The 10,745-nt window shown below is 69.8% G+C and carries 15 protein-coding genes and 1 pseudogene; 12 read left to right on the top strand and 4 right to left on the bottom strand.

Annotation, left to right across the window (positions count from 1 at the left end; all coding sequences use genetic code 11):
• The first annotated feature begins 250 nt into the window (after positions 1–250).
• Genes ACFV0Q_RS30875 through ACFV0Q_RS30885 form a run of 3 tightly spaced genes read left to right on the top strand, consistent with a single transcriptional unit; the run spans position 251 to position 2,199 of the window.
• Positions 251–913: a hydrolase gene (locus ACFV0Q_RS30875; RefSeq protein WP_385009699.1), complete on the top strand. Its 663-nt coding sequence runs from the start codon at positions 251–253 to the stop codon at positions 911–913.
• Positions 914–953: 40 nt separating this feature from the next.
• Positions 954–1,481 carry a DoxX family protein gene (locus tag ACFV0Q_RS30880; RefSeq protein ID WP_385009701.1) on the top strand — a complete coding sequence of 176 codons (528 nt, stop codon included), beginning with the start codon at positions 954–956 and terminating at the stop codon, positions 1,479–1,481.
• Positions 1,462–2,199, top strand: coding sequence for a YoaK family protein (locus ACFV0Q_RS30885; protein ID WP_385009703.1), 738 nt, complete (start codon positions 1,462–1,464; stop codon positions 2,197–2,199). The genes ACFV0Q_RS30880 and ACFV0Q_RS30885 overlap by 20 nt, the downstream gene beginning before the upstream one ends.
• A gap of 4 nt (positions 2,200–2,203) precedes the next feature.
• Here the strand turns inward: ACFV0Q_RS30885 and ACFV0Q_RS30890 are convergent, their stop codons facing one another.
• Entirely contained in the window at positions 2,204–2,695 is a 492-nt protein-coding gene (locus ACFV0Q_RS30890; protein ID WP_385009705.1) for a carboxymuconolactone decarboxylase family protein, read from the bottom strand.
• A gap of 98 nt (positions 2,696–2,793) precedes the next feature.
• Here ACFV0Q_RS30890 and ACFV0Q_RS30895 point away from each other — a divergent pair, with 98 nt between their 5' ends.
• From ACFV0Q_RS30895 to ACFV0Q_RS30930, 8 genes and pseudogenes are all read left to right on the top strand, one after another.
• Positions 2,794–3,747 carry a pirin family protein gene (locus tag ACFV0Q_RS30895; protein ID WP_385009706.1) on the top strand — a complete coding sequence of 318 codons (954 nt, stop codon included), beginning with the start codon at positions 2,794–2,796 and terminating at the stop codon, positions 3,745–3,747.
• 24 nt (positions 3,748–3,771) lie between these two features.
• The gene (locus ACFV0Q_RS30900; RefSeq protein ID WP_385009708.1) at positions 3,772–4,116 is read left to right on the top strand and encodes a GNAT family N-acetyltransferase; all 345 of its coding nucleotides are present in this window, start codon (positions 3,772–3,774) and stop codon (positions 4,114–4,116) included.
• Positions 4,117–4,176: 60 nt separating this feature from the next.
• The gene (locus ACFV0Q_RS30905) at positions 4,177–4,755 is read left to right on the top strand and encodes an antibiotic biosynthesis monooxygenase (protein WP_385009710.1); all 579 of its coding nucleotides are present in this window, start codon (positions 4,177–4,179) and stop codon (positions 4,753–4,755) included.
• Positions 4,722–5,063 carry a prolyl oligopeptidase family serine peptidase gene (locus ACFV0Q_RS30910; RefSeq protein ID WP_385009711.1) on the top strand — a complete coding sequence of 114 codons (342 nt, stop codon included), beginning with the start codon at positions 4,722–4,724 and terminating at the stop codon, positions 5,061–5,063. The genes ACFV0Q_RS30905 and ACFV0Q_RS30910 overlap by 34 nt, the downstream gene beginning before the upstream one ends.
• Before the next feature lie 86 nt (positions 5,064–5,149).
• Positions 5,150–6,298, top strand: a complete 1,149-nt coding sequence (locus ACFV0Q_RS30915) for a PP2C family protein-serine/threonine phosphatase (RefSeq protein WP_385009713.1) — start codon at positions 5,150–5,152, stop codon at positions 6,296–6,298.
• Between the two features lie 239 nt (positions 6,299–6,537).
• Positions 6,538–6,828, top strand: coding sequence for a DUF6233 domain-containing protein (locus tag ACFV0Q_RS30920; protein ID WP_385009715.1), 291 nt, complete (start codon positions 6,538–6,540; stop codon positions 6,826–6,828).
• A 302-nt stretch (positions 6,829–7,130) separates the two neighbouring features.
• The gene (locus ACFV0Q_RS30925) at positions 7,131–7,481 is read left to right on the top strand and encodes a hypothetical protein (RefSeq protein ID WP_385009716.1); all 351 of its coding nucleotides are present in this window, start codon (positions 7,131–7,133) and stop codon (positions 7,479–7,481) included.
• 177 nt (positions 7,482–7,658) lie between these two features.
• Positions 7,659–8,480 (top strand): annotated as a pseudogene (locus ACFV0Q_RS30930) (IS5 family transposase).
• 21 nt (positions 8,481–8,501) lie between these two features.
• On the opposite strand, the gene ACFV0Q_RS30935 reads toward ACFV0Q_RS30930, so the two are convergent.
• Complete coding sequence (locus ACFV0Q_RS30935; protein ID WP_385009718.1) at positions 8,502–9,026, bottom strand: DUF3592 domain-containing protein; 525 nt, start codon at positions 9,024–9,026, stop codon at positions 8,502–8,504.
• A 287-nt stretch (positions 9,027–9,313) separates the two neighbouring features.
• Complete coding sequence (locus tag ACFV0Q_RS30940) at positions 9,314–9,685, bottom strand: cold-shock protein (protein WP_385009720.1); 372 nt, start codon at positions 9,683–9,685, stop codon at positions 9,314–9,316.
• A gap of 285 nt (positions 9,686–9,970) precedes the next feature.
• Here ACFV0Q_RS30940 and ACFV0Q_RS30945 point away from each other — a divergent pair, with 285 nt between their 5' ends.
• A complete protein-coding gene (locus ACFV0Q_RS30945; RefSeq protein WP_385009721.1) occupies positions 9,971–10,150 on the top strand; it encodes a hypothetical protein in 180 nt (59 codons plus the stop codon).
• 109 nt (positions 10,151–10,259) lie between these two features.
• Here the strand turns inward: ACFV0Q_RS30945 and ACFV0Q_RS30950 are convergent.
• A partial coding sequence (locus ACFV0Q_RS30950) for a ketopantoate reductase family protein (protein WP_385009723.1) occupies positions 10,260–10,745 on the bottom strand: 486 nt, incomplete at its 5' end.

Raw genomic sequence — 10,745 nt, forward strand, 5'->3', positions numbered from 1 at the left:
CTTCGGCGGCTACCGGGCCGCCGGGCCGGCGCGCCCCGGCGGCGTCCGCCAGGCCGAGCTGATCGGCGAGGCCGCCGGCGAGTCCGGCGATCACCTGCGGTGGCGCATCCGCCGGGGCCTCACGCCCGGGCACGAGAACGGGGTCTTCGACCCCTGCGTCTCCCTCTGAAACCACACCGAAACCGCACCAAAGCCACACCAACGCCCCACCGATCCACCTCTGTGCCAACCGATGAAAGGCAGTACTCCCATGTTCGACATCGCCCAGGTCACCGCGGCCCCCAGCCCCGACCTGCTCACCCCCGACAACTGCGCCGTCCTCTTCGTGGACCACCAGCCGCAGATGTTCTTCGGCACCGGCAGCGGCGACCGCACCGCCATCATCAACGCCACCGTGGGCCTGGCGAAGGCCGCCCGGGTCTTCGACGTACCGGTCGTGCTGAGCACCGTCGCGGCCGAATCCTTCTCCGGCCCGATCCTGCCGCAGCTCGCCGACGTCTTCCCCGACCAGAAGATCGTCGACCGCACCTCGATGAACGCCTGGGAGGACGGGCCCTTCGTCGAGGCCGTGAAGGCGACCGGCCGCAAGAAGCTCGTCATCGCGGGCCTGTGGACCGAGGTCTGCGTGGTCCTGCCCGCCCTGTCCGCCATCGCCCAGGGCTACGAGGTGTACGTGGTCACCGACGCGTCCGGCGGCGTCAGCCCGCAGGCGCACGAGCACGCCGTGCAGCGCATGGTCCAGGGCGGTGCGATACCGGTGACCTGGGTCCAGGTGCTCCTGGAGCTCCAACGCGACTGGGCGCGTACCGGGACGTACGTCGCCACCACTGAGGTCGTCAAGGAGCACGCCGGCGCCTACGGGCTCGGCGTCGTGTACGCGCAGGCCATGATCGGCGCCCACGCGGCCGGCTGACGGCCCGAAGACGGAGAGGGACGGAGCAGGCGGGAACGTGATGGACACCGGACTGTTGGTCCTCCGGCTGGTGGCGGGACTCCTCGTCGCCGGGCACGGAGTGCAGAAAGTCAGTTTCCGGCTGGGCGGCGAGGGCCTGGCCGGGGGAATCGAGGAGTTCCGGCGGGACGGGTTCCGCGGCGGCCGGCTCACCGCGCTCGCGGCGGGCGGCGGCCAGATCGGCGCCGGTCTGTTCCTGGCGGCGGGGCTGCTCACTCCCGCGGCGGCGATGGCCGCCGCGGGGGTGATGACGGTGGCCACGACCGTCAAGTGGCGCAACGGGCTGTGGGTGCAGCACGACGGGTACGAGTACCCGCTCTTCCTCGTGGTCGTGGCCGCGGTGCTCGCGCTCACCGGCCCGGGCCGGTGGTCGGCGGACCACGTACTCGGGCTGACCCCGTGGCCCGTGTGGATCTCGGTCACCGCCCTCGTCGTGGGCCCCGTCAGCGGGCTGCTCACTCGGCTGGTGCTGCACCGCACCGCCTCCGCCGCGGAAGGAGCGCCCGGGCATGCGCGCGCTGCTGGTTGACGCGGCCCGCACGCTGGTCCCCCCGAAGGGGGACCGGCACGGCCCGCTGCCGCCGCTGATGCTCGCCCTCACCGTGGTGACGGGCCTGGTGGACGCGGTGAGCTATCTGGGGCTCGGACACGTCTTCGTCGCCAACATGACGGGCAACGTGGTGTTCCTCGGCTTCGCCCTCTCGGGCGCGGGCGGCCTGTCGGCACTGGCGTCCGTCGTCTCCCTCGCGGCCTTCCTCACCGGAGCGCTGGCCGGCGGCCGCTTCGGGGTCCGCTTCGCCGCGCACCTGGGCCGGATGCTCGCTTCGGCCATGGCCGTCCAGGCGGTGCTGTTCGCGGCAGCCCTGGGCACGACCGCCGTGGGCCATGACGAGGTGGGCGGCGCCGTCCGGTACACCCTGATCGTGCTCCTCGGCCTCGCGATGGGGCTGCAGAACGCGGTGGCCCGGCGGCTCGGCGTCCCGGACCTGACGACGACCGTGCTCACCCTCACCCTGACCGGGCTCGCCGCGGACTCCGGCCCGGCCGGCGGTGCGGCGCCCCGGCCCGGCCGGCGGATCCTGTCCGTACTGGCGATGCTCCTCGGCGCCCTCGTCGGAGCCGTCCTCCTGAAGGTCGGGCCCTCCCTCGTCCTGGGCGTGGCGCTGGCGCTGCTCGCCGCGGGCGCGGTGGTGCTGTGGCGGCTCTCGGGCCCGGGCGCGAGCGCGGGCTGGGCGACGGCCCCGTAAGGGCTCAGCGGTCGCGTACCGGGTGTTTGCTCAGGATCGAGACCCGGTTGAAGGCGTTGATCGTGATCGCCGTCCAGATCACGGCGGAGATCTCGTCGTCGGCCAGCACCTCCCCCGCCTGCACGTACGCCCGCTCCTGGGCGAGGGCGTCGGCGGGGTGGGTGGTGGCCTCGGCCAGGGAGAGGGCGGCTCGCTCGCGGCCGGTGAAGAGCTCGGTGTCCCGCCAGGCGGCGAGCACTCCGAGGCGACGAGCCGTCTCCCCGGCGCGCAGCGCGGCCCGGGTGTGGACGTCGAGGCAGAAGGCGCAGCCGTTGAGCTGGGACACGCGGAGGTTGACCAGCTCGACCAGGATCCGGTCCAAGCCGGCTTCGGCGGCCGTCGCACGGACGGCGTCGGCGGTCTTGACCAGCGCCTGGTACGCGGCGGGGCTCTGCTTGTCGAGGTAGATCCGGCCGTTGGTCCGGTGGGCTTCCGCGGTCTGTGCCGTCTCGATCACCCTGTACTCCTTCGCCTGTTGTCCCGGGTTGTCTTCGGGACTATGATCACCCACAATTGTTGAAAACGAAACTACTTTGGTGTGAGAGGGGCCGGGAGATGGATCACACGGAGGTCGGGACCGAGTCCGAGAACGACGCCAGGGTCGAGGTCCTCACCGCCCGGGACGTCCCGCTGGGCGGACCGCGGGCGATGACCGTACGGCGCACCCTGCCGCAGCGGGCCCGGACGCTCATCGGGGCCTGGTGCTTCGCCGACCACTACGGCCCCGACCGGGTCGCCGACTCCGGGGGCATGGACGTCGCACCCCACCCGCACACCGGACTCCAGACCGTCAGCTGGCTGTTCGCCGGGGAGATCGAACACCGCGACAGCCTGGGGACGCACGCCTTCGTACGGCCCGGCGAGATCAACCTGATGACCGGGGGCCACGGCATCAGCCACACGGAGGTCTCCACCCCCGCCACCACCCTGCTCCACGGCGTCCAGCTCTGGGTGGCCCTCCCCGGCGAACACCGCCACGCGCCCCGCGAGTTCCAGCACCACGCACCCGAGCCGCTCCGCGTCGACGGGGCGGAACTGCGGGTCTTCCTGGGCACCCTCGCCGGCGACACCTCCCCCGTACGCACCTTCACCCCGCTCCTCGGCGCCGAGGTCCTGATCGACGCCGGCGCCACCGTCACCCTCGACGTCGACCCCGGCTTCGAACACGGACTCCTCGTCGACGAGGGCGACGTCCGCCTCGACGGAACTCCCCTACGCCCCGCGGAACTCGGCTACGCCGCCACCGGCCGCACCACTCTCACCCTCACCAACGACTCCGGCCGCCCGGCCCGGACGGTCCTCCTGGGCGGCCCGCCCTTCGAGGAGGAGATCGTGATGTGGTGGAACTTCATCGGCCGCAGCCACCAGGACATCGTGGAGGCGCGGGAGGAATGGGAGCACGCCTCCGACCGCTTCGGCACCGTCGACGGCTACCCCGGCGAGCGGCTGCCCGCTCCCGCCCTGCCCAACGCCGTCATCGCACCGCGCAAGAACCCCTCCCGCCACTGACCCCGTACCGCAAGGACCTCCGCCATGAGCGAGCAGACCACCACCGCCCCCGTCGTCCGCCACGTCGACGACCGCCACCGCTACGAGATCCTCATCGACGACGACCGCGCCGGCCTGACCGCCTACCGCGACCGCGACGACCAGCGGGTCTTCTTCCACACCGAGATCGACGACGCCCACGCCGGCCTGGGACTCGCCGCGATCCTCGTCGAGCAGGCCCTGGCCGACGTCCGCGCCTCCGGGATGCGGATCGTGCCCGTCTGCCCGTACGTGGCCAAGTTCCTCACCAAGCACCCGGAGTTCGCTGACATCACCGACCCCGTCACCCCGGAGGTCCTCACCTGGCTCGACGCCCGGCTGGGACGCTGAGCTCCGGGCGGAGCAGCGCGTAGAGTGAGGTCGGGCGCGGCGTGATCACGAGGAGTACATGTGACCGCGGCCAGCCTTGAGCACTCCACCGTCCCCGCCGATACCGGCGAGGTGACCCTGCTGATAGCCCGTCGGGTCGACCCCGGGCACGAAGCCGACTTCGAGCTGTGGGCGAAGGGCGTCCTGGAGAGCGCGGCCGCCTTCCCCGGCCACCTGGGGTACGGGCTCTTCCGCTCCTCCGGCGGCGACGCCCCCTGGTTCCTCGTCCACCGGTTCCGGAACGCGGAAGCCTGCCGCGCCTGGCAGGAGTCGCCCGAGCGGGCGGCCTGGTTCGCCGACTGCCAGGGACACCACCACACCGAGATCGCCCGGCGCACCCTGACCGGCATGGAGACCTGGTTCGCCGGACCGGGCTCGACACGTCCGGCGCCGCCCCGGTGGAGGATGACGATCAGCGCGACCCTGGCGATCTACCCAATATCCGTGCTCGGCGGCCTCTTCCTCGTGCCGCACCTGACCGCACTCCCCCTCCTGCTCAACAGCCACCCGGCGGCGATCCACTCGAGTCCGTGCAGTTCGCCCTCCTCGGCTACGCGATCACATCGATGGAGACAGAGACGTACCGACCCGCGCGGCTGATCCTGCTCGGCGAGAACGCCTCACAGCAGCTGCGCCGCCAGACAAGCCTCGACGCTCTGGTGACCACAGGGTCTCCGCCCTTCTTCCTCTGGCACACCGCCGAAGACATCTACGTCCCGCCGGAACACACCTACCGGATCGCCTCGGCACTGGCCGCGCACGAGGTACCGCACACCGTGCACGTCTTCGCGCACGGCCCGCACAGTCTCGGTCTGGCCCAGGATGCCGGCCAAGCCGCGGCGTGGACGAGGCTCGCGCAATCGTGGATCACCGAACAGGTCCGCATGCCGCAGCCAGGTACACCCTGAACAGTGTCCCGTCTCGCACAGCCCCGGACAGCGGTCCCCGGAGCGCCGCGTCCTCACCCTGCGGAGGTGGATGGAAGGCTTGGGGCATGGCCCTTCGAGCATGGTTGGACGTCCGGCGTTCCTGGCGGCAGGGGCACGCGCCCGCGCTGCTTGTGATCCCGCTCGGGCTGATCGTCACCGTGTGCGTAGTGGATGTACTGTCTCCGCCGCACGTCCACCTCGGTCCACTGCTCGTGGCAGCGCCCGCGATCTCGGTGGCGTTCGCCGGCGCCCTTACGACGGCGGTAATGGGGGCTCTTGCGGTAGCAGCCCAGGTGCTGATCGGCGTGCTCAGGGGGGTCTCGGGCACCGCCAATATCCAGGCTCAGATCGCTGCCCTGATCGTCGTCTCGGCCGTCTGTGTCACCGTCTGTGTGGTGCGGGACCGGCGCGAGCAGCAGCTGCACCAGGTGCGGTCGGTGGCCGAGGCAGCCCAAAGAGTGCTGTTGCAGCCGCTGCCCACACGCGCCGGCCCGCTACAGATCGCCGGCTTGTACATCCCCGCCGAGGAGGAAGCCGAGCTGGGCGGAGACCTGTACGCGGCCGCACGCACCGCCCACCACAGCACCCGGCTCCTCATCGGCGATGTGCGCGGCAGCGGCCTGGGCGCTATCAGCAACACCGCCCTGCTGCTCGGTGCCTTCCGAGCAGCCGCCCATCGGCAGGCCACCCTTCCCCGCCTCGCCGTCCACCTGGACGCCGCGTTCCGCTGGGACACCAGCCAGTGGCGGTCACAGACAGAGCAGGACACCATCGAAGACTTCGCCACCGCCATGCTGCTCGACATCCCCGACCACGATCCGGTCGTCCACCTCATCAGCTGCGGTCACCCGCCGCCGCTCATCCTCCGCGGAAATCGGCTCATCCCGCTCGTGGCCGAGGCCAGCCATCTTCCGATCGGATTGGGCGGGGCTTTCGGCATCGCCGACTACGACGTCCAGACATTCCCGTTCGAGGCTGGCGACCTGATGCTCCTCTACACCGATGGCGTCATCGAGGCACGCAACACCGACGGACGCTTCTACCCATTCACCGAGCGCGCGCCACAGTGGACCACGGACGAACCCGGCGAACTCCTGCGCCATCTCCAGGCCGACCTACTGGCTCACGTCCACGCACACCTCGACGACGACGCGGCCGTCGTCGCAATCCGCCGCACGGCGTCTGCCCCTCCGCCATCCGACCCGGCCCTGTGAACGAGGTTGGCGCGCCGTGTGATCGAGGCCGTCACTCACTCTCAGAACGTCCCACCCCACCCCACCCCATCGCCTCCGCCCGAAGGCCGCCCGGACCGAGATCCGGACCGTTTCCGGACCAGCCCCCGACGAGGAGCCCCGCCAACTACCGTTTCCCCTGGTCAGCGTAAGTTCAGCTGCTGTACCACCAGGAGACGAAGAACGAACGCCTTGCGGAGAAGATCGCCCGACACCGGGCGGTGTTCGGATGGCTGGAGTGGCAGCATGCCCAGACCCGCGAGGCCCTCGCCCGCCTGGAACAGGAACAGGCCGCGGTCACCGCCCGCCGCCCGGCCCCGCCGGTCCCGGACTGGAAGCTCGAAATCCACCGAACCGGGTACGGCCCCCGGCCCTTCCGTGTCCACGCGGGCCACTGCCCCGACGGCGAGGGCAAGGAGATCACTCGCCAGCAGGCCCGCCAAGCCCTCGTGGACGGGGTCGAGGAGTGCCCCTACTGCCGGCCCAAGAGTGAACTCCGGATCCTGGAGTAGCCGGCCCCGTCCAGGCGGGGAATCGCGCTCAGCCACGGAGTTCCCCCGTACGCCCTGCTCCGTGGCGACCTGCCTGGCCCGGCCCGGGGAGGAATGCATCACGAAGACCGGCAAACCGCTTCGGCCGCCGCATGTGGTCGGGAGAAGGCGGCGCGAGCAGCCGTCGAAGCTCGCCCGTACCTGTCGGTGGTCTGACCCGCTGGACGCGTCCGCTGCCGTCCACCAGCCCGTTCCCCCGGAACGGCCTCCTCCGCGATCACCGGCTCCGATACTGGCCGGACGCCTACGCGAAGGAGCCGACCGTGACCGACGACGAGCAGCAGCTCGCCGCCCTCCTCAACGACCTGCCCGGCCACAGCGACGCCCGATTCTGGCGCGGCCTCAAGGAAGCCGCGGGCATGTACCGCATACGCTCGACCATGGCCTCTGCCGTCCAGGACGCCCAGGACGGCGACTTCGAGCCCCTGGCCGAGCTCGTTCTCGAAGCCTTCGGTGCGGACGCCCGGTACAAGGACGTCACTGCGGTCCTTGCCAGCCAGCTCGGCAGCGCCGTCCGGGCCCGCGCCTGGATATCCGACGCCATCGCCACCGCCGACCGCATCAATCGCGCCGGCGCCGAGGACGCCCTCGACGAGCTCGCCGGGAAGTGGTGAATTCACCGGACGGATCGCAGGAAGGGAGACGTGCACCGATCCGCCCGGGCCGACTCCCTCTGAGTTCGACTGGTCAGAAGACAGAGCACAACGATGCCCCCGGCGGAGGTTTCTTCCGCCGGGGGCATCGTTGTGCTTAGACCGTGTCCTACGTGGTGATCGCTCGTTGGGCTGTCAATGGGGCGGGGTACATGGAGTTGGATTGTTCCGGATGGGCTGTGGGAGATCGCGAAGCCGTTGATCCCGCCGTCGAGGGTGCGGCCGCAGGGCGGCGGAACGCAGGACACGCCTGATGAGACGCTGTTCGCGGCGATCATCTACGTGCTGGTCAGCGGTTGTGCCTGGCGGGCTCTGCCGCCGTGCTTCGGGATATCGAAGTCGACCGCGCACCGTCGGTTCCTGATCTGGTCGCGGGCCGGGGTGTGGGGCCGACTGTATGAGGCGGTGCTGCACCGACTTGATGACGCCGACCTCATCGACGTCTCGCGCGTGGTCCTCGACTCCGCTCACGTGCGGGCTAAAAAAAGGGGGGTGAACTCACAGGTCCGAGCCCCGTGGACCGGGGCAAGCCGGGTTCCAAGATGCACGTCCTGTCGGATGCGAACGGACTGCCCCTGGTCGTCGGTGTCTCTGCCGCGAACGTCCACGACGGCGAAGCGCTGAAGCCTACGGTCGCCGGTCACCAAACGAGACACGACCCCCACCGCGACCGCTACTTCAAGCCCCAGCGCCTACACGCCGACAAGGCGTACGACATCGCCCACCTGCGGAAATGGTTGCGAGGGAAGCGCATCGGCGTACGCATCGCCCGCAAAGGCATCGAGTCCAGCGAACGCCTGGGCCTCCGCAGGTGGGTGATCGAGCGGACGATCTCGTGGCTGTCCGGCTACCGCCGACTCAGCCCCCGCTACGAATACAACTCCCGCAACTACCTTGCCTTTCTCGGCCTCGCAGCGGCCCCTGTGCTGTTACAAGCGATTCCTCAAGCTGACCATGTAGCACACGGTCTGAGGAACAAGCTCAACGACCGGTGGCGAGCATCCAGATCCCGATGGCCGTGAACAGGGTGCCGACCACGAAACGAGCCGCGACCTCCGAAATCCGTCTCCTTCGGAGGTCGATTCGTGCGCTCTTCGGGGCCTCGGGAAGGTAGCGCACCGGGACCCCACCGCCCACGGGAAGGCCCTTGACTCCGGATGACCCGGCCTGGAACGTGTGCCGACTACCCTGCGCATCAACGAACTCGACCACCGCGAAGTAGACAAGGCCACCATCATTTTCGGAGCCTTCAACGCGGTGGCGGACCACCAGGCCCCTGACGCGGATCCCCTCGCGCTGGAGGCGGTGCTGGACCATGGCCTCATGGGTGCCGAACCCGAGGCAGGTCAGACCTGCCAGTAGCAACATCGCAACCCACACCGCTGCCTCCCCTTCCATGCTTTGCACGACCCTTCGGGTACCTCCTGTCGCAGGAGCGGACGCTACATCGACTGGAGGCGGTTCCTGGTGAAACACTGGGCTGTGCGCAGACGCCGACGAGGCCATAGAGGGGTAGCGCCGAGGTAAGCCCAAAAGCCGCCATTACTTGATCTCGGCACCCTGTGCGATAGCAGCCGTCACCCATTCGGGCCAGGCGGCCTGACATCGCCCCGGCCAGGTCATGCCCCAGCGGCAGCGCGATGCTGTCCTGCGCCGGAGCCATGCACACGCCCGCGCTCGCGCTCGCGCACCAAGATGGCCAGCCGACGCTGATGTGCGTTGCAGTACTCACCTGGTCTTCACAGGCCGTGGGCGGCCTCGTCCTGCCACCCACAGCCTGCTCACCTACAAGATCACATCTCCTTCACGTCGCGGGCAATCTGCCTCCCGTGCGCCATACCCACGATGAACGAGACGACGTCGCCGCTCTTCAGAGTGAAACTATTTTCGACCCCGTACGACACATGCATGAAGAACTCCCTTTTGGCCCCACCTGACATCGTCTGGGTGACGAAGCCGAACCCCTTGGCCGCATTCCACCAATGGACTCGCCCCAAGGCCCTTGCCCTGTCCTTGGTAGCGATCTCGCTGCTCGCGGGGGCTGCCTGTGCTGCTTCGGACGTGACAGCGACTGCCACGGCCGGTGTGGCTCCTGCCGCTCCGCCCACGGCCAGGACCCCGACCATGGTGACCATCGCGACGCCGATCTTCACCCGCTTCAGCATGACTTCACCTTCCTGTCTCTGCGGCCGCGATGCCCGGGGGCCGTGCGGCTGACACGGAGACACTCGCCGCCCCAACTCCCCACCACACCCGTAATCGCCGTCTGTGGCAGCGCGGTGACAGGCCAGTGGCGCTCCCACGACACCCATGACGAGCCCACAACAAGAGACGCATGCCCCGCACGGCGCGCTGCCCCTGACTGACCCACCGGACACCGCTAAGGCCACCAGAGTCCCGTCCGGGCCGTCGACCTGGAGCCTTTCGAGCGCGTCACGCTAGACCAGGGCGTGACCGTACGGCGCGGCCAGGGCTACACCCTTCGCGTCCCCGCGGTGCCCGCGGTCCACCGCCAACTCCTCGACCGCTGCCAGCCCCTCGACGGCACCACGGCGGTCCCGGCCCAACGCAAGGCCCGCCGCGAGTACGAGAACCGCGTCAACGCACTCCCGGTTGCCGGCCTGAGTTGAGCGGACCGAGCGCCACCCCCGCCAAGATCAAGTACTGGCGGCTTTTGGGCTTACCTCGGCGCTACCCCCATAACGGTCCAACATCCGCCTCGCCACGTAGGACACAGTCTTAGCGGGCTCCCGCAGGGGCACGGAGCTGTTCGGCCAGTCTCTGGAGCTCGGCGGCCGCGGCAGGCGAGGGGTTGTCGAGTCCGCTGTGCACGGCCGTCGGGCTCTTCAGGAAATGCCGGAGCATGGTCACGAGCAGACCTGTCGGCAGAGTCCGCAAAGCGGCGAATGCGCGAGGTGTCGGTGGCGTTGCCATGGCGGCGAGGTTCTGCCGCATGAGGTGGAGCATGCCGCGGACCGCGTCGGGATCGTCGGCCAGGGCTGTCGGGCCGCCTGCCGCGTGCACCGCCTGCCCGAGCGGGACCTCGAACGCGGCGTGTGTCTTGAGCCAGGCGTCCATGTGCGGTTCGGCCTTGGCGTTGATACCGGCGGCGCGGAACGTCTCCACGATCCGTTCCAGCCGGGGGGTGGTGTGGCCGTCGGGCTCGCCGATCGGCATCGCCACCCGGCGGGTCACGAAGTTGGTTTTGCGGTATCGGACGAAGTC

This window comes from Streptomyces sp. NPDC059564 (genome assembly GCF_042735575.1).
GTDB lineage: Bacteria > Actinomycetota > Actinomycetes > Streptomycetales > Streptomycetaceae > Streptomyces.